Source organism: Psychrobacillus sp. PGGUH221 (genome assembly GCF_042055255.1).
Taxonomy (GTDB): Bacteria; Bacillota; Bacilli; order Bacillales_A; family Planococcaceae; genus Psychrobacillus.
Genome location: NZ_JAQMHQ010000007.1, coordinates 251,268 through 270,089, shown reverse-complemented (window position 1 = coordinate 270,089; position 18,822 = coordinate 251,268). Strand labels below are relative to the sequence as shown.

17 protein-coding genes are annotated in these 18,822 nt (G+C 35.2%); 4 read left to right on the top strand and 13 right to left on the bottom strand.

What is annotated here, in order from left to right; genetic code table 11:
- Window positions 1-225: 225 nt before the first annotated feature.
- The 5 genes from yihA to PGC35_RS13785 form a co-directional block, all read right to left on the bottom strand.
- The gene (gene yihA / locus PGC35_RS13805; protein ID WP_375219562.1) at window positions 226-807 is read right to left on the bottom strand and encodes a ribosome biogenesis GTP-binding protein YihA/YsxC; all 582 of its coding nucleotides are present in this window, start codon (window positions 805-807) and stop codon (window positions 226-228) included.
- 4 nt (window positions 808-811) lie between these two features.
- The gene (lon, locus tag PGC35_RS13800) at window positions 812-3,127 is read right to left on the bottom strand and encodes an endopeptidase La (protein WP_375219561.1); all 2,316 of its coding nucleotides are present in this window, start codon (window positions 3,125-3,127) and stop codon (window positions 812-814) included.
- A gap of 182 nt (window positions 3,128-3,309) precedes the next feature.
- Complete coding sequence (clpX, locus tag PGC35_RS13795; protein ID WP_056831510.1) at window positions 3,310-4,578, bottom strand: ATP-dependent protease ATP-binding subunit ClpX; 1,269 nt, start codon at window positions 4,576-4,578, stop codon at window positions 3,310-3,312.
- 167 nt (window positions 4,579-4,745) lie between these two features.
- A complete protein-coding gene (gene tig, locus PGC35_RS13790; RefSeq protein ID WP_375219581.1) occupies window positions 4,746-6,026 on the bottom strand; it encodes a trigger factor in 1,281 nt (426 codons plus the stop codon).
- A 138-nt stretch (window positions 6,027-6,164) separates the two neighbouring features.
- Complete coding sequence (locus PGC35_RS13785) at window positions 6,165-7,163, bottom strand: DUF3196 family protein (RefSeq protein WP_375219560.1); 999 nt, start codon at window positions 7,161-7,163, stop codon at window positions 6,165-6,167.
- Between the two features lie 193 nt (window positions 7,164-7,356).
- Between PGC35_RS13785 and PGC35_RS13780 the strand changes: the two genes are divergently transcribed.
- Window positions 7,357-8,577 (top strand): glycosyltransferase, encoded by a 1,221-nt coding sequence (locus PGC35_RS13780; RefSeq protein WP_375219559.1) that lies wholly within the window; start codon window positions 7,357-7,359, stop codon window positions 8,575-8,577.
- The gene (locus PGC35_RS13775) at window positions 8,546-9,265 is read left to right on the top strand and encodes an HAD-IIB family hydrolase (protein ID WP_375219558.1); all 720 of its coding nucleotides are present in this window, start codon (window positions 8,546-8,548) and stop codon (window positions 9,263-9,265) included. Before PGC35_RS13780 ends, PGC35_RS13775 begins: the two co-directional genes overlap by 32 nt.
- Before the next feature lie 41 nt (window positions 9,266-9,306).
- On the opposite strand, the gene PGC35_RS13770 is transcribed toward PGC35_RS13775, so the two are convergent.
- From PGC35_RS13770 to PGC35_RS13745, 6 genes are all read right to left on the bottom strand, one after another.
- Window positions 9,307-9,864 carry an integrase gene (locus PGC35_RS13770; protein WP_375219557.1) on the bottom strand — a complete coding sequence of 186 codons (558 nt, stop codon included), beginning with the start codon at window positions 9,862-9,864 and terminating at the stop codon, window positions 9,307-9,309.
- A gap of 566 nt (window positions 9,865-10,430) precedes the next feature.
- Entirely contained in the window at window positions 10,431-10,679 is a 249-nt protein-coding gene (locus PGC35_RS13765) for a KGG domain-containing protein (protein WP_375219556.1), read from the bottom strand.
- A gap of 146 nt (window positions 10,680-10,825) precedes the next feature.
- Window positions 10,826-10,981 (bottom strand): hypothetical protein, encoded by a 156-nt coding sequence (locus PGC35_RS13760; RefSeq protein ID WP_156350799.1) that lies wholly within the window; start codon window positions 10,979-10,981, stop codon window positions 10,826-10,828.
- A gap of 16 nt (window positions 10,982-10,997) precedes the next feature.
- Entirely contained in the window at window positions 10,998-11,372 is a 375-nt protein-coding gene (locus tag PGC35_RS13755; RefSeq protein ID WP_375219555.1) for a YolD-like family protein, read from the bottom strand.
- Window positions 11,372-11,593, bottom strand: a complete 222-nt coding sequence (locus tag PGC35_RS13750) for a hypothetical protein (protein ID WP_053588726.1) — start codon at window positions 11,591-11,593, stop codon at window positions 11,372-11,374. Before PGC35_RS13750 ends, PGC35_RS13755 begins: the two co-directional genes overlap by 1 nt.
- Window positions 11,594-11,671: 78 nt before the next feature.
- Window positions 11,672-13,498, bottom strand: coding sequence for a DNA ligase D (locus tag PGC35_RS13745; RefSeq protein WP_375219580.1), 1,827 nt, complete (start codon window positions 13,496-13,498; stop codon window positions 11,672-11,674).
- Between the two features lie 114 nt (window positions 13,499-13,612).
- Between PGC35_RS13745 and ku the strand changes: the two genes are divergently transcribed.
- On the top strand, window positions 13,613-14,446 hold the full coding sequence (gene ku / locus PGC35_RS13740; RefSeq protein ID WP_375219554.1) for a non-homologous end joining protein Ku: 834 nt from the start codon (window positions 13,613-13,615) through the stop codon (window positions 14,444-14,446).
- A 68-nt stretch (window positions 14,447-14,514) separates the two neighbouring features.
- Window positions 14,515-15,372, top strand: coding sequence for a manganese catalase family protein (locus PGC35_RS13735; protein WP_375219553.1), 858 nt, complete (start codon window positions 14,515-14,517; stop codon window positions 15,370-15,372).
- 44 nt (window positions 15,373-15,416) lie between these two features.
- On the opposite strand, the gene PGC35_RS13730 is transcribed toward PGC35_RS13735, so the two are convergent.
- Window positions 15,417-16,880 (bottom strand): alanine/glycine:cation symporter family protein, encoded by a 1,464-nt coding sequence (locus tag PGC35_RS13730; protein WP_375219552.1) that lies wholly within the window; start codon window positions 16,878-16,880, stop codon window positions 15,417-15,419.
- 34 nt (window positions 16,881-16,914) lie between these two features.
- Window positions 16,915-18,525, bottom strand: a complete 1,611-nt coding sequence (locus tag PGC35_RS13725) for an amidohydrolase (RefSeq protein WP_375219551.1) — start codon at window positions 18,523-18,525, stop codon at window positions 16,915-16,917.
- Window positions 18,526-18,822 lie beyond the last annotated feature (297 nt).

Genomic DNA, 18,822 nt, shown 5'->3' with positions numbered 1-18,822 from the left:
CATTTGTGAACAAGCTATGAAATAACCTTTCCTTAATTAGAATTATTATAAACTAATATTAGCAAACATTAAGCACGATTACAAGGAAACTGACCAATGTTATAAAAGACGCATTTTTCTAACTAATTAGGCATCTTCTATCTTAAAATAAAACTGGTCGCTTATAGGAAAAGTTATTCCCTAAACAACCAGTTTTAATCTTCATATTTACACAAAAATTTTCAATTACATTCTACTTTCAATTTCTGCCCACGCTGCATCGAAGCCAAGACCGGTTTCTGAAGAAAATACGACAAGAGGATCACTTTTTTCCATTTGCAATTCATCTTTGACTATTTTCTTATGCTTATCCCATTTACCTTTAGGAATTTTGTCCGCTTTCGTTGCAACAACTATACAAGGAATATTATAATGCTTTAAGAAATCGTACATCATACAATCATCTGCAGTTGGAGGATGTCTCAAATCGACGATTAACACTACTGCTTTTAAAACCGATCTAGACGTAAAGTATGTTTCAATCATTTTCCCCCATGCTGCTCTTTCTGATTTAGATACCTTTGCATACCCATAACCTGGAACATCGACAAATAATAAATCTTCTTCTAATTTATAAAAATTTAACGTTTGTGTCTTACCTGGCTTGGAAGAAATACGAGCCATGCTTTTTCGACCAATCATTTTATTGATAAATGAAGATTTACCTACATTGGATCTTCCTGCTAATGCAAATTCCGGTAAATCTCCTTCTGGATATTGAGCTGGTCTTACAGCACTTATTAGTAATTCTACGTTATTCACTTTCATGCTTTCACTCCTCTAATGCTATTTGAAGTACCTCTTCAGCATCGGAAACAAGCTTAAAAGTTAAGACCTCTCGAACACTCTCTGGTATATCTTCAATATCACGCTCATTGTCTTTAGGACAAATGATTGTCGTTAATCCTGCGCGATGTGCACTTAATGTTTTTTCTTTTAATCCACCGATTGGTAATACGCGACCTCTTAGTGTCACTTCCCCTGTCATCCCGACTTCTCGTCGAATTGGACGCTTAGATAATGCAGAAACTAAAGCCGTCACGATTGTAATACCTGCTGATGGACCATCTTTTGGAACTGCTCCCTCAGGAACATGTATATGAATATCATGTTTCTCATGGAAATTTGGATCTATTCCGATTGATTCAGCTTTTGAACGTACAAAAGATAACGCTGTTTGAGCAGATTCTTTCATCACATCGCCAAGCTTACCTGTTAATTGTAACTTACCGTTACCAGGAGATAAAGACACTTCGATTTGCAAGGTGTCTCCACCAACAGTCGTATAAGCTAATCCCGTCGCTACACCTATTTGGTTTTCGGTTTCTGCTTGTCCATAACGGAATTTTTTCTTTCCGATTGTATCCTCCAAGTTACTCGACGATATCGTTACACGTTTCTTTGTGCCAGATACAATTTGTAAAGCAGCTTTTCTACAAATATTTGCTAGGACACGCTCTAAACTTCTAACTCCCGCCTCACGAGTGTAATGACGAATTACGTCCACAATTGCTTCGTCCTTTACTTGTAGCTGAGATTTCGTTAGCCCATGTTCCTTCGCTTGTTTAGGTAATAAATGATTTTTGGCAATAGATAGTTTTTCAATTTCTGTATAACCAGCTATTGAAATAATCTCCATTCTATCACGTAAAGGACCTGGTATTGTGCTTAAGTCGTTTGCAGTAGCAATAAATAGCACATTAGATAAATCATACGTCTCTTCAATATAATGGTCGCTAAATGAATTGTTCTGCTCAGGATCAAGCACTTCTAACATTGCTGCGGAAGGATCTCCTCTAAAATCATTCGACATTTTATCAATTTCGTCTAATAAAATAAGTGGATTAATCGTTCCTGCCTTTTTCATTGCTTGAATTATACGACCTGGCATGGAGCCTACGTATGTTCTTCGATGTCCTCGAATCTCAGATTCGTCTCGAACTCCTCCTAATGAAATTCGAACAAAATTGCGTCCTAATGATTCAGCAATAGATTTCGCCAAGGAAGTTTTCCCGACACCTGGAGGTCCAGCTAAACACAGGATTGGACCACGAAGAGATTTAGTTAACTGACGAACAGCTAAATATTCTAACACCCTTTCCTTCACCGACTCAAGGCCATCATGATCTCGATTTAGAATTTTCTCTGAACGTTTAATATCTAGTTGATCTGCCGTTGATTTTGACCAAGGAATGGATACCATCCATTCAATATAGTTTCGTATTACTCCACTCTCAGGAGCTTGTGTAGGTAGTTTTTCATAACGATCTAATTCTTTTAACACATTCTTTTTCGTAGTTTCTGGTAAACCTGCTTTTTCAATTCGTTTTTTCAAGTCCGCAATTTCGCCAGTTTTACCTTCTTTATCTCCTAGCTCTGTTTGTATAGCCTTCATTTGCTCACGAAGATAAAATTCTTTTTGTGTTCTTTCCATCGCGTGTTTTACGCGTGTATTTATTTTCTTTTCTAAATTTAATATTTCTTGTTCATTATACAGTCGCTTAATTAATGTTTCTAAACGCTCTTTTGCATCCATAATTTCTAAAATTTCTTGTTTCCCTGAAATTTTTAATGGTAAATGAGATGCAATCATGTCAGCAAGTCTACCGGGTTCTTTAATATCTAGTACCGATTTATAAGTTTCTTCTGATATGCTTTTCGATGCCTTTGAATACTTTTCAAAATTATGTATTAAAGTTCGCATAAGCGCTTCATCTTCCGAATCTGCTTCCGTCGGCTCGACAAAAGCGGTCACTGAAACTTCATCATACATATCTCTTTCTCTGTAATCATCCCAAATAGCCCTTTGTTGTCCTTCGACTAACACACGATATGTTCCATTTGGTAGCTTCACCATTTGCTTGACATATGCTAAAATTCCGACATCATATAAGTCTTCTGTAGTAGGATGTTCTATATTCATATCTCTCTGCGCTACAAGAAATACTTTTTCTTCTCGTAACATCGCTTCATTTAAAGCAGCAACTGATTTTTCTCGACCAACATCCACATGCAAAACCATTGTTGGGAATACTAAAAGACCTCTAAGTGGTAATACAGGATAATATCCATCATTTATTTTCGCCATTTTGGGAAGTCACCTCCTTCTAATTCTGTCCGTTTTTCCGCTAATTAAACAGCAGAACTTTTCTATATGTACTAGTCAGCATAAATAAATAATCCATTTTTTCCTACATAAGGAGAAAAAGCCGACATCCTTGATTGCACTTAGGAAGCGCATATTGGAAGCCAGCTTATTCAATGGCGTAATTAAGCCGATGTTTTTTCGTTGTCTTTTTCTACTTCGGAACCATCTGCCAATAAAAGCTTAGGAGATGCATTTTCTGTAATTGTTTCTTTTGTGATCACACATTCTACAATATCTTCTCTCGATGGTAGCTCGAACATTACATCAAGCATAATGTTTTCTATTATAGAACGAAGTCCACGTGCACCTGTTTTACGTTCAATAGCTTGCTTAGCTATTTCTACTAGTGCGTCATCTTCAAAAGTTAATTTTACATTATCTAGTTCAATCATCTTTTGATATTGTTTCGCAAGTGCATTTTTCGGTTCTGTTAAAATTTGTACTAGAGCGTTCACGTCTAATTGTTCTAAGCTTGCCAATACAGGTAAGCGACCAATAAACTCTGGTATCAAACCAAATTTCAATAAATCTTCAGGTATTAATTGAGATAATGGAGTTCCTTGGTCTAGATCAACTTTATTTGGATCAGCACCAAAACCAATTACCTTTTCACCTAAACGACGTTTAATAATTTGTTCAATGCCATCAAATGCTCCACCAACGATAAACAAAATATTCGTTGTATCGATTTGAATGAATTCTTGATGTGGATGCTTGCGTCCTCCTTGCGGTGGAACACTTGCTACAGTTCCTTCTAATATTTTTAGAAGTGCTTGTTGTACACCCTCACCTGAAACATCTCGTGTAATAGATGGATTTTCAGATTTACGCGCTACTTTATCTATTTCGTCAATATAAATAATACCTTTTTCTGCTCGTTCAATATCATAGTCCGCAGACTGAATTAGCTTTAGAAGAATATTTTCAACATCTTCTCCAACATAACCGGCTTCTGTTAAGGATGTAGCATCTGCAATAGCAAATGGTACATTTAGAATTCGTGCAAGAGTTTGAGCAAGTAATGTTTTACCGCTACCTGTTGGTCCTATTAAGACTATATTTGACTTAGATAATTCTACCTCGTCAATCACGCTATTTGAATTGATTCGTTTGTAATGGTTATAGACAGCTACCGCAAGTGATTTTTTTGCTCGTTCTTGACCTATTACATACTCATCGAGTATTGACAAAATTTCTTTTGGTTTAGGAACTTCTTTAAATTCTACTTCTTCTTCTACACCTAGCTCTTCTTCTACAATTTCAGAACATAAGTCGATACATTCATCACAAATATATACGCCAGGTCCAGCAACTAGTTTACGAACTTGTTCTTGTGGTTTGCCACAAAAAGAACATTTTAAGTTCCCTTTTTCATCATTGAATTTGAACAAAATATTCACCCCTATTCAAGCAATTATCTTACAAGATTCTTTACAAGGAATCAAATAATAAGTTTAAGTATGTTTTTAATTATCCGAAAATCTATGTATGGATAAAACAAGGCACAGACAATTTTCGCTGTACCTTGTTCTATTTATTATAACGCTTTTATGTGAAATTATGAAATTTTAGCGTTTTCTACTAAGAATTCCACTGTTTTTTGGAAACGTACATCATTCTCAAGAACAGAAGTACCACCAAGTGCATTTTTAATATCTTCAGCAGACATATTGAATTGAGCACCCATTTTTTCAAGTTCTGCATTAATATCTTCTTCTGTTACTTGAAGACTTTCTTTTTCAGCAATCGCTTCTAAAGTTAATGAAACTTGAACGCGTTTTTTAGCATCTTCTGCCATTTGACCACGAAGTGCATCTTCATCTTGACCAGAGAATTGATAGTAAAGGTCTAAGTTCATACCTTGTTGTTGTAATCGTTGGCCAAATTCTTGTAGCATGCGGTCTGTTTCTGTTTGAATCATTGCTTCTGGAATGTCGATTGTAGCATTTGCTGCAGCAGCTTCTACTAAATCATCGCGAAGACTTTGTTCAGCTAATTGTTTTTTCTCTTCTGCAGTTACTTCTTTTAATTTTGTACGTAAAGCATCGATACTTTCTACTTCAGCATCTACTTCTTTAGCAAAATCATCATTTAGTTCAGGAAGTTCTTTTCCTTTAACTTCTTTCACAGTAACTTTGAAAACTGCTGGCTTACCAGCTAATTCAGCCGCATGATATTCTTCAGGGAATGTTACTTCTACATCTTTAGATTCGCCAGTTTTCAAGCCGATCAATTGCTCTTCAAATCCTGGGATGAAAGAGTTTGAACCGATTTCTAAAGGATAATCTGTTCCTGCTCCACCTTCAAAAGCAACACCGTCAGAGAAACCTTCGAAGTCGATAACAGCAGTATCACCTTCAACGATTGCATCTTCTTTTACAACAAGTTCAGCTAAACGAGCTTGTTGGCTTTTAAGTTGCTCTTCGATTTCTTCGTCAGTTACAGTTTCTACTAATTTTGTTACTTCCAGACCTTTATAGTCTCCTAGAGTTACTTCTGGTTTAACGACAACTTTAGCAGTGAAAACTAAAGGCTGACCTTTTTCCATTGTAACGATATCGATTTCTGGTTGATCTACTGGGTCAATTCCAGCATCTTCAACAGCATGTCCATAAGCATGTGGAAGAATGATATCTAATGCATCTTGGAATAATGATTCTACACCATACATTTTTTCGAACATTTGACGTGGCATTTTCCCTTTACGGAAACCTGGTACGTTAATCTGTTTAACTACTTTTTTAAACGCTTGATCTAACCCTTTTGCTACTTCTTCTGCAGTAACTTCTACTGTTAACAAACCATTATTGCCTTCTTGTTTTTCCCATTTTACAGACAAATCCATTGACATATATTCTACCTCCAAAAAAATAATTTACAATAATTTAGCAGCTGTATAATTCATCATACAGAACAGTTTTTCACTAATTATATTGACAACTTGTATATTATAGCATAGATGCATATACTTTCAACACTATTCCTCTTCAACTATTACCGATGAGTCTTCTAATCGTTTTATCAGATTACTTAGTTCATCTTTTTGTCCGTTTCCATTTCCAAACAATGATTCTACAAAGTCCACATATCCTTTTGCTACTTCTTGATCACTATATCCAACCCAATCAAATGGGAATAACGCATAGGCATGACTATGAACTAATCCGATTGTCATTTCGAATTTCGACGGATCTTTTTCTAAAAATTCATGTACCTGTTGATTTATAGATTCTATTCGGTCTACAGCATTTGGTGTAGGTGGATTCACAGGGTTGACCTTTGCTGTATATCCAAATTTTTCAATCTCTACTTCGGTTGTCTCACCAATTGCTCCAAGCACTAAAAGCGCAAGTGACCTAATAGCTGGATAGATGCTACTATTTTCTGCTATATCTCTAATACTTGGAATAACATCTGTAACATCTCGTAAAAAAGATTCTTGCAACAATCTCTCTTGTTCTTCCACACTTAGCTTTGTAAATTCATTTATATTAAACTTTTCATTGTCGGGTGAGAAAGATTGATCCGTGTCTAGTAGACTTTCTTGTTCCTTGGCAAGTTTTCCACTTAACTCTTTTAATTGTAGAAAATTTTGTTTTCGATCATTTGGAAATCTTTTATCGACAAGTAATCTGTTTAATACTTTATCTACTTCACCATATTCCTTCAAATCAAGTAAAATTGTCAAATATAATTCAGCGATTTGCTCAAACATAGGTGACCTTTTCTTCATCAAATCCTCACATATTTCCTTCGCTTCTTGCTGTCTTCTAGTTTCTAGTAAAGCGAGAATATATATGCTTAGAATCATGTCATCTAACTCAACATACTTTTTTGCTTCATCAAAACATTCAGTCGCTTTCATATAATTATTTTCTTCCGCAAATGCTAAACCATCTTCAATTAGTTTATCAATCATTCCTGGGAAAAAAATAATATTCTCATTGTTTTTTAGGCTATAATGTTTTTTTTTCAACTCACTCGCCTACCTTTACAATCGCTAATATTTCTATACTATCTCACTTTTGACCATTTTCCTATTTTTAATTAAAACCAATTGGTAAATATCCTCCTAAAAGGTGGGTATTTTTTATCGTTAGGGATGTTTAATTATTCTGATTATAGGGAAATAGATTAATAGCCTAATAACTAGAAAGGGGAAGACAAACTTGCAAAAAAATATATTATTTATTTCAGATCATGGTGATCCCCTTGCTCCTTTAGGTAGTGAGCAAGCTGGCGGTCAAAATAATTATGTAAAGCAACTTGCTTTATCCCTTGAAAAAGAAGGAAATAAAGTGGATGTGATTACACATTGGTGTAACCCGTTAGATCCACAAATTGAAAGCTTTGGTTACTCTTGTCGAGTTATTAGAATAGGAGCGGGTAAGAAAACCTACGTTCCTAAAAGTGAATTATATGATTTGCTCCCGGTCTTTTATAAAGAAATGAAAGAAACAATTGATCTTACATCGTACGATTTAGTTCACTCCCATTACTGGCTTTCTGGACTTTTAGGTTCTTATGTAAAAGCTGATTACATGATTCCTTGGGTTCATACAAATCATTCGCTTGGTGTTGCGAAAGAAGAAGCCACTGGAATTTCAGAACCTGTCAGACTCTGCACAGAGAAAATGATTTTAACCTCTGTAGACGCAATTGTTGCCACTACAAAAAACGAAAAAAATCTCATCCATCGTTTTGTTGATCATCCATCACCAATTAAAGTGATTCCTATCGGAGTAGATCAAGCTTTCCGTCCACTAAAAACTAGTGTAGAAGGCAAAAACCCTTACTTTGCATTTGCAGGAAGATTACAAAAAACAAAGGGAATCTATACCCTTGTAAATGCATTCCGTCTTCTTGTCGAGAAGAATGATCTTGAGCCTACTACGAAACTTCTCATTGCAGGTGGAGATGCAAAATGTGTGGATTCGTACAACAAATTACCAAAGGATAGAAACCTCCGAGCTGCTATAAGAGGACTTGAGCATAGAATCGAGTTCCTAGGAGCGAAATCACAAAAACAACTAGCTACTATTTTTAATCATGCGACTGCTGTCGTAGTACCTTCTTTCTATGAATCTTTTGGGATGGTTGCTGCAGAAGCACAAGCTTGCGGCTGTCCCGTTATCGCTTCCAAAGTTGGGGGATTAAAAGATGTTGTTAAAAATAAAGTTACCGGATTGCATATTGAAAAAGGTAATGAATATAATTTAGCTCAAGCAATGAGTACAGTACTCTTTAATAGAAACTTCACGAACAAGCTTGGTAGAAGCGCTGCCATTTTTGCAAATCAAGAATTCAATTGGACCACTTTGGCACAAAAAATGGATTCACTTTACGAGGTGGTTATTGGTGAGAAAAAAACCATATATGTTAGCAACTGATCTTGATGGAACACTTGTAGGTGATCCATCAGCACTTCAAAGATTATTGCAGCATTATGAAAACTCTAATATAGAGGTAGAACTTGTCTATATTACAGGAAGACATTTTGCATCAGTTTCTTCTTTGATTGAAATTGAGAATTTACCGAAGCCAGACATTCTTATAACAGATGTCGGTGCGGCAATCTATACTACAGAAAAACTTACGGAAGATACTACTTGGGCTAAAAAAATGCATATAAATTGGAATCCTGAACGTATTATCAAGCTTGCCAGTTTCTTTCCTACTCTTCAAAGACAAACTCTTCCAAGTACTAAACGAGTTTCTTTTACCGTTGATCAAAATGAGGAAGTCGTAAAACAATTTGAAAAAGCTTTAGTGGAAGAGAATATTCCGCATAAGCTTATTTTTAGTTCCAATCGGGATGTAGATATTCTTCCTGAGAATAGTGGTAAAGGAGAAGCTTTATCTTATATCCTTCAAAATTATGCAAATGAAGATGTTAAAGTTCTCATTGCTGGTGATTCAGGTAATGATATAGACATGCTTACTTTGGGCCATCCTTCTGTGATCGTAGGAAATGCTCAACTAGAACTTGTTCAAATGAAAAACCACCCTTATCTTTACCGAGCTACCGAGCATTTTGCGGGAGGTATATATGAAGCCTGGTTACATTTTTATAAATAGAAAAATGCCAACTGGATTATAGGTTCAGTTGGCATTTTATATTAAGCAATTTGTACAGTGTGCTCTTTTACTAGTTTTTCATATAAATTCAAGTCTTCATGATATAAGTCAGTATATGTTTCTAAGCTATACTTTTTAATAGCTTCGAAGCATTCCTGTTCGACAATATGAAACTTTCCGTTAAGTTTTTGTGCATTTTTCCATGCCGTTTCTTCAAAAATAAGATTCATTTCATGTTCTTCTATTACCATCGAAAGTAAATCTATACGATTATAAAGTTCATACAAAGAATGATTCCTTTTTGCGTCAAAAATCTCTATCGTTCGGTCTAACGTTTCCAACAAAGCCTTTCGATCAATTGCATGACCCAACTCATGCAATGTTATCGTTTTTATATATACCTCCAAGGAGATGGTTGTTTGCATTTCCTCTTTAGCTTTTATTAAACGATTTGCATCAAAGCCTACATAATCTCCGATAAAGTTATAACTCATATTAACTCCAGAGTTATCCTGTCTTAATTGAACATCCATTTCCACTGACTGCATCGTTGCACTTATCAATTCACAAAGATTTTTCTCTGTATATTTATCGTTCATTTATTCTTCGTTCTTCTCCTTATAGTTCAAAATTATAAATTTATATCAATAAGAATATGACATTCATTGTGTTTTCATGTTTTTTCCAACAGGAAATAATATATAACAATTTTTATTTTATTTCAATCTTTATGTACTGAGTTTTTTTGTAGAAAATCCCTATCAATACTTGTTTCCAAAATTTTCTGGAGTGCTTGTGGACAGGACGGGAGTTCATCATAACCGTGTGATTTTTCTAGAGAGTAGAGGCGTGACTAGTGTCACGCCTCTACTCTCTTTTTTCGGTAATCTTGTTACTTCTGTCTGTCCGTCGCACTTCTGCAACTTTTGAAGACTGGTTGAAAGCATTATGGATAAATTTTGTCCTACTAATCTTGCAAGCTCCCGAAGATGCAATTTCGGTCGCTATCTCCCTTTCTATTCGGCGAGTACTTTCTATCTCCCTGAATAAACTATTCAATCATAAAAAAGACAACCATAGTTGAAATTCAACTATGGCTGTCTTTGAGTTACAATATAACTCTATTTAGCTATTCAATTGTAATTTTTAATTGACAATTTTTTAATTAATTATTGTTATTACGTTGTCTGCTACGAGCTTCTCCGCCCTTACGGCCAGCTTCTTCTCTGCTCATTTTGCCATTATTGTTGCTGTTGTTTTGTTCACTCCGCGCTTCTCCGCCTTTTTGACCGATTTCTTCGTAAAAATCGCGATCGTGATTTCGGGAGGTAGCTTCTCCACCTTTACGTCCCGCTTCTTCGACACTCATGTTTCCATTGTTGTTTCTGTTGCGATTGTTTTGGTTGTTTGCCATGTTAATTCCTCCTTCATATTTTTTCAAGCTTGGTAATCAAGCTCACTATTTATATTCCCACCTCTAGTCGAGTTAAACACAAATTTTAAGACTTTTTCATAATGAGAAAAAAGTAATATGAAAAGGTGATTCCTACTTAAATGACCTTATGTAGTGTATTTGTGCTTAGATTCTTTCTTTCCCTCGATTAGAAAAGAGGAGGCTAAATAATCGAGGGCATCCATTATATTTTGATGTGGGTATTGATTCATCAATTCTTCTATTAATTCATTTATTTCTACCTCTTTTTTCTCTTGATCCACGGCAAGAACCTTCTTTCTATTCTAATAAGGTGATATCAACTATTTCATCCAATCTTAAAGAGAATGATTTGAAGGTATCTTCCATTTCAATTAATCGTCGATTTAAGTCCACCCATATCAACTTTCCAACATATATAGTAAATCCACCATCTTTCCATAGTTTAATTTTTACTTCTACGTTTCTTTTCATCGCTAGTTCGATTGATTCTTGTATGGCTTCAAGATCCCATTCATTCAATTCGGGTTTAGGTATTTTTTTTGAGTCATCATTATATTGTCTAATAAGCTTGAGATGTTCAGGTAACATCATCGCCACCCACTTTTTAGAACCTCTATCCTGCACTTTTGATACGTCCAGTTTTTCATATATAAAATCATCAAAGGAAGACATTAGATAACATCCTTCTCTCTGTTAATGACAGGGATGCATGCGAGAACGTTGCCAATAAGAAAAGTTCGTTTTGCGTTTCGAGTGAAACAATACACTTGAAATGATTCTCCTTGTAACTTCAAAACCTTTATTCGCCTTTTCGTCACCTCACCACTTCTCGATAGATACATTACATCCAGTAATTGTCCATAACGCATATACTTCGAAATTTCATCCTTCACATTAACCTCTCCTTAAGAACGTTTGTTCTTATTATATGCCGAACATACGTTTTTAATCAATGGTAATTATAAGTAATTTTAATCCCCTTTTAACTGCTGTAGTACATTTTCAAGTTTTTGCTCCTCGACTCCTTGACGAATGTCACGAAATGGATTGCCAATTTTTTTTATACGTTCCAAAACAGAATGAATAGAAAATAAGTCTGGCTTTAAAGAGTCACATACTTCCTCCCAAAATAATGGAGTGGCAACAAAACCATGTTCGTTTCCTCTAGTAGAATATGGAGCGATAATCGTTTTTCCTTCGTGATGTTGAACATAATCCAAATATAATTTGTTATTACGATTTTTTTTTAGGCGCTCGGTGGTAAACCATTTTGGTTCCTGCTCACATAAAAAATCGCAAACAAACTTTGTAAACACGCGGGTATCATCATAAGAATACTTATTCAAAGGCAATGGAATATAAATCTGTAACCCCTTACCACCAGAAGTTTTAACAAAAGAAGGAAGTTCAAAATGATCGAATATAGCCTTCATTCTTAATGCTGCTTCAACTGCTAAGGAAAACTCGTGAACAGAAGGAGGATCAAGGTCAAATACTATTTCAGTTGGTTTAGTTGTGTAGATAGGCTGGAAAGGTATATGAAATTCTAATGCAAGCTGATTTCCAAGCCAAAGTAATGATTCCAAATCATTACACATCACGTAACGGTTATCCTCTATCTGTTCTGTTTTAATGAAATCTGGAACAGTATCAGGGAAATTTTTTTGATAAAAACTTTCTCCAGGAACTCCATGCGGATACCGAATGACCGTAAGCTGGCGGTCACTTAAAAAAGGAAGAATAAAAGAGGAAATATTTTGTAAATAAAATAAATAATCATCTTTTTGAAGACCATTAGCTGGCCAAATCGGTTTATCTGGGTGAGTAATTGTAACCTTTTCTGGCAAAGGGAATAGTTGTCTTTGCATTTGTTGCCACTGACATTCATGTGGCTCCTTTTCAAAGCTAAATCGATGGAATCTTGGTTCTCTTAAACTTTTTCCATCAAAATCTATACATGCGATATCCACGCATATCGAAGGCTCTATTTCCCAAATGTTTTTATTTACCTTCTTTCCATTGGATTGAAATAGTGTTGCCAATGTTTTTAACTCTTCTTCCTTTAGTCCATGAAGAAACGTAACTATTTCTACAAGTTCCTCATTCAAGTAAATAGCACCATGAAAAAAATTATTACTTTTATCAAATTTGGTTAGAATCACACTAACAAATTTCCAGTTTTTTATTTTCAACCAGTTACCGGTGCGCCTCTCACTAATCCATATACTATTTTTTCTCTTTGCTATTAACCCTTCTCCATTATTCACTACTATTTGATTCCATAAGCTTTCATTATCCATGCAAACATCTATTACTTGCAGTCGCTGTACATTTTCATAATTTATGGAAAGAGGAAGATTTAGCTTCTGAAATAGTTTTTGCAATTGCTGTTTTCGCTTTGTAAGAGAAAGATCGAATTGACCTTCTCCTTTTTTAACAAGAAGATCAAAAGCAACATAATGACATGGGAACAGTTGTACATGGTTTTGAATGACATCTTCGTTACGCATTCTTCCTCTCAATTGGACAACAGAAAAGTTACTATTAAAATTATTCGTTAAATGAACCAACTCGCCATCGAGTGTTAAAGGCAAGTAAGACTGAATTTGTTCATAAATTTCATGACAATAATTAACAATCTCCGGAAACATCAAGTTAAGTATTTTCCCATTTCTACTTTTTAGTATTGGTTCACTTTCCCATTCTAAAATGCACCGAAAACCATCATATTTTGGTTCATATAACCAGTCTTTTCCTACTGGAATTTCCGTTGCATCTGTTAAAAGCATAGGTTTCAACATTTTCACCCGCATTTTCTTTTTACCTAGCTTTTGAACAATTAGCCATCCTAATACATAAAAATGGTCAAAAGATTGCATAGTAAGAAGAAAAAGAAAAAGTGGTGAATGCACATGCATACAGTTTGGAAAGGAAGTATTAGCTTTGGCTTAGTTAATATTCCGATTAAGCTTCACACTGCAACGGAAAATAAAGATATTAAATTAAGACAACTTCATAAGGAATGCCATACACCTATCAGTTATCAAAAAGTTTGTGAAGGGTGTAAACAAGAAGTAAAAAGTGAAGATATCGTAAAAGCATATGAGTACTCCAAGAATAAATTTGTTATTTTGGATGAGGAAGAACTGGAGAAATTAAGAAAAGAAAATGAGGATAAGGCAGTAGAAATAATCGACTTCGTAAAATTGGAGGAAATAGATCCTATTTACTTTGAACGTAGTTATTTCATGGCTCCAGATAGCGGAGGAGGAAAAGCCTACTCCCTTTTAAGAAAGGCTTTACTTGAGTCAGGAAAAATTGGCATAGCCAAAATCATTATTAGATCCAAGGAGCAGTTAGCGGTAGTCCGAGTGTATAAAGAGACATTAATGATGGAAACGATTCATTTTCCAGATGAAGTTAGAAGCACTCAAGACGTTCCAAATATCCCTAGCGAACAAGACGTTGTGCAACGAGAACTCGAGACGGCTCTATTATTGGTCGATCAGTTAACAACAGCATTCGATCCTGAAAAGTACACAGATGACTATCGTACCGCTCTAATGGAGTTAATTGAAGAAAAGAAAACAGGCAATCAAATAGTGACTGCAACAGATGAAAAACAACCTGTTGCCCCTTCCAATGTGACAGATTTAATGTCCGCTCTACAAGCTTCCCTTGATAAAACGAAAAAGAAAAAGCCTGCAACAAGAAAGAGAACAACAAAAGCAAAAACTTTAGCGTGAATAATTGAACTCATTTAAACCCACTTTATGATGAATCGATTAAATTTTGAAACGAGGGTAAATAAAGAATGTATTATTACAAAGAAGAACTAATTAATATAATTACACCAGACAAACCTGATCCACAAGCAGCAAGAGTTTTACAAGAAATACTTGGTGGACATTATGGTGAAATGAGAACGATGATGCAATACTTTTTCCAAAGTTCCAATTTTAGAGGAAAAGAAACACAATTTCGCGACCTGCTTCGAGGTGTTTTCTTGGAAGAAATCGCCCATGTAGAACTTGTACAAAATACAATAAATCAGTTATTAAATGACTCAGGTGAATCTGCAATTCCAGGAAACGCTGGAATGGATAATGCCCCACTAGATGATGCTGTAAGACATGCAAACCCGCATCATTTTATTGTTGGAGCACAAGCTTCTCTACCAGTAGATGCAGCCGGAAATCCATGGAACGGTTCTTGGGTGTATGCACACGGCAATCTAATTGCCGATTTATTAAATAACGTTGTACTGGAATCAACGGGAGTACTACAAAAGACTCGAATTTACGAAATGAGTTCGAACAAAACCTTCCGGGAAACGCTCGCTTTTTTAATCGTACGTGATAATGCACATCAAAATGCTTTTGCAAAAGCTTTAGAAACGCTGGGTGTAGATTGGGGAAAAATTTTCCCGATTCCTAATTACGATATTAACAAGTATCCAGAATGTAAAAAATATGTGGATATGGGATTCCATAATTCCCAATTTAATTTTAGACTGGATCCGACTAGAATAGCTGAAATATTTCAGGGACAATCACCAAGTAGAAATGATGGAACTCTTGCGGTTACAGATCCTCCTCAAGGATACCCAGTGCCACTAATGCCAGATATGCCAAATGAGCATAGTCCCGGATTGACTGATATGAATAAGTAAGTATGAAAAAACCGCAAAGTCTATTCTTTGCGGTTTTAAATTCTCTACCTATTCTCTTTCTTCACTTTATCTTCATAAAAGACACTAAAATTCGGGTCAACTATTCCTATATTTAAATATCTAGCCTTATAATCTTGAAGTAATTCAAAGAATTTTTTACTAAGAAATAATATAACAACTAAGTTTACAAATGTCGGAATGGCAGTTGTTATGTCTGCAAAATACCAAACTGCTTTTCCTGGGAGATTATACATTACAGCGTAAATAACCATCAATGATCCAGGAATTGGATACAGCCACTTGAAAAGGGTTAGAATTTTATATTTTAGTGTAACCTTTTTCTCGTCTTTAAACACGTGTCTTAATAAGATTTCATAGTACGTATACCATCCGGTAGAAGTTGTTAGCCCAAATAAGAAAATTGATATGGTGATAATATAACGACCGAATTCACCGATTCCAATTTCAAAAGCAGACAATGTTAATGCAGCACCATCTAAGCCAGACGACCAAACACCCGTAATGATGATTGTAAAAGCTGTAATCGAACAAACAATAATCGTATCAACAAAAACTTCTACCGCTCCCCACATACCTTGTTTAATAGGATGATCCGTTTTCGCTGTAGAGTGAATCATTGGAGAAGTTCCCCAGCCAGCTTCATTACTATACACGGCACGCGCTACACCCATACGGATTACTTGAGCAATAGCAGCACCAGTAAAACCGCCGACAGCTGCCATTCCAGAAAATGCACTGTCAAATATTAAACCAAAGACAGGGATGATTTCGGAGTAATTTTTGAAAATAATAAATAGACCCGCAATAACATAAAACAAACACATGAAAGGCACAAGTAAAGAGGCAATTTCACCAATACGCTTGATGCCACCGTAAATGATTATATAAATAATTGTTAAATAGATAAGAGAAGCGGGAATCATACCAATATTAAACGACGAGCTCAACGCTTCAGAAATCGTATAATTTTGAAGCGTAATAAAAAAAGTTGTAAAGATTCCAAAACCAAAGAGAATGGCGGGCACTTTCCAATATTTAAATTTCTTTTCTTCACCAAGCCCTTTTTCCATGTAATAGGTTGGACCGCCATACGGATTTCCTTTTTCATCTGTGTTGCGATAGTAAACAGATAATGTTACTTCTACGGTTTTCGTAATCATACCAAGAAGTGCTGTGATCCACATCCAAAAAACCGCTCCAGGACCACCAATTGCGATGGCTGTAGCAACTCCCCCGATATTTCCAACTCCAACACTTCCGCCAATTGCTGTACTTACGGCTTGAAATGGAGTTAATATTCCTTTCGAATCTTTCGACTTGTCTCGCTTTGAAAATACTTTACCAAAGGTAGATTTAAAGATATGAGGTAAATATCCGAACTGGAATAGCTTGCTCCCAATGGTGAAATATAACCCGACAAATAAAACAGTGAAAATTAGCGGTAATCCCCATAGCCATCCAACAATTGTTTCAAGTACAGCGTCCATATTCAATTTCCTCCCTTATTTTTTAGTCACTTTCTTAGTTAATTAGTTCGTTATTTCGGTATTTAATTTCTCCGCCTATTACTGTCATTTCTACTTTTGTAGTCAACAACTCATCAGCATTTTTCATACGAAATGGGTCTTGTGAGAGTACCGTCATATCACATAGTTTTCCTCTTTCAAGTGTTCCCTTCTCATATTCCTCGTTTGTTGCATAAGCACCTCCTAGAGTAAAAAGTTGAATCGCTTCATACATGGACAATTTCTCTTGTACATTATATCCATCGTGAGTCTCTTCTCTTTTCTTGCGTGTCACAGCTGCATGAATTCCTAACAATGGATTTAACGGTTCGATTGGTGCATCTGAACCACCTGCACACAATACCCCGTTTTGTAAAAGTGTTTTAAATGGATAAGCAAAATTAGCTCTGTATTCACCTAATCTATCTATAATCCATGGGTAATCACTTGTTACAAACTTTGGTTGTACATCCGAAATTCGATGTGAACCTTTTAGTCTTTCCATCAATACTTCATTTAAAATAGATACATGAATGAGTCTATCTCTAAATCTAGTTGGTTCGAATAAATCTAAACTATCTAAAACATTTTTTAAAGCTAAGTCACCAATAGCATGTATGGCAACAGGCATATTATTTTCTCGGATATCTTTAATAATTTGAAAAAGTTCATCATTATCATACATCGCATTTCCAAAGTTATTTCCATCATCTTCATAGGGCTGAGAAAGTAGAGCAGTTCTGCCGCCTAATGCACCATCTGCAAAAAGCTTGATTGCTCCGATCATCACTTTATTATTTCCATAACCTGTAAACATATTGGATACTTTTAATTCTTCTAAATAATCATAGTCCATTAAAAGATTACTTCTTGGACCGATACCTTCTTTATTTACAAGCTCATTGAATAGTTTGTAGGTTTGAATTGCACCTCCTAAATAATTTGGGTCATTTGTGTGTATGCTTGTTAAACCAAGGCTAACTGCATCCTGTAGTGCATTTTTTAAAGCAGCTTTTAACTGTGAAAAACTTTTTTGGGGTATATGTTTTGTAATAAGAGTTGAAGCAGTTTCAAGCAATAAGCCAGTAGGTTTATGGCTAGTAGGATCTGTTACGATAGTACCACCGTACGGAACGAACATATCGGTATGATATCCACAGAGTGAAAGGGCACGACTGTTTACTAAAAATGCATGTCCACATATTCGAGGTAAAAAAAGCGGAAAGTAAGGAGCAACATAGTCCAGTTCCTGTATAGAAGGAATTCGTTTATCAGGAAAAATATTTTCATCCCATCCACGTCCTAAAATCCATTCCCCTGGCAATAATGTGCTTGCTTTTTTCTTAATTGCAGCTAGTAGCTCATCTTTCGATTTTATGCCAATAAGATTAAGCTCTAGAGAATTAATCCCTACACTTGAAATATGAAGATGACTGTCAATCAAACCTGGGATTATAGTTTTTTCTTCCATGTTAATAATGGGTGTTCCTTTTCTCCCCCATTGAAGAATCATATCTTCGTGTGCTCCCATATCTAAAATTCTTTCATTATCAACAACAATAGATTTGACAGTAGGTTTAGAAGTATTCATAGTGTAGAAAGTACCGTTTGTATAAATTGCCTTCAAAATATTTACCCCTCTCTCTTATTAAAATAGAAGTAATTTATGTTAGTAAACTAAATAGGATAGAAAGAAAATATTGCTATTGCTTTAAATTAATTATAAAGGAAAATGACAAAAAGACAAAATATTCTGTACATTGTATTGAAAATATATGAATGATTAGAAGAAAGTAGAACGCCTAATAAATATCATAAAATTATAAGAATATAAAAAAGCAACTCAAAGAAATTTGAAATTGTCTATAGTCTTTTTTTATCTACAATACATAGTAAGAAATTGTCGATTTCCGTTTCAGGCGCT

What these genes read in the sequence shown, in the direction of transcription:
- yihA (WP_375219562.1), bottom strand. Translation starts at nt 807, where the DNA reads ATGAAAGTGAATAACGTAGAATTACTAATAAGTGCTGTAAGACCAGCT.
- lon (WP_375219561.1), bottom strand. Translation starts at nt 3,127, where the DNA reads ATGGCGAAAATAAATGATGGATATTATCCTGTATTACCACTTAGAGGT.
- PGC35_RS13770 (WP_375219557.1), bottom strand. Translation starts at nt 9,864, where the DNA reads ATGAACGATAAATATACAGAGAAAAATCTTTGTGAATTGATAAGTGCA.
- PGC35_RS13765 (WP_375219556.1), bottom strand. Translation starts at nt 10,679, where the DNA reads ATGGCAAACAACCAAAACAATCGCAACAGAAACAACAATGGAAACATG.
- PGC35_RS13755 (WP_375219555.1), bottom strand. Translation starts at nt 11,372, where the DNA reads ATGTCTTCCTTTGATGATTTTATATATGAAAAACTGGACGTATCAAAA.
- ku (WP_375219554.1), top strand. Translation starts at nt 13,613, where the DNA reads ATGCATACAGTTTGGAAAGGAAGTATTAGCTTTGGCTTAGTTAATATT.
- PGC35_RS13735 (WP_375219553.1), top strand. Translation starts at nt 14,515, where the DNA reads ATGTATTATTACAAAGAAGAACTAATTAATATAATTACACCAGACAAA.
- PGC35_RS13730 (WP_375219552.1), bottom strand. Translation starts at nt 16,880, where the DNA reads ATGGACGCTGTACTTGAAACAATTGTTGGATGGCTATGGGGATTACCG.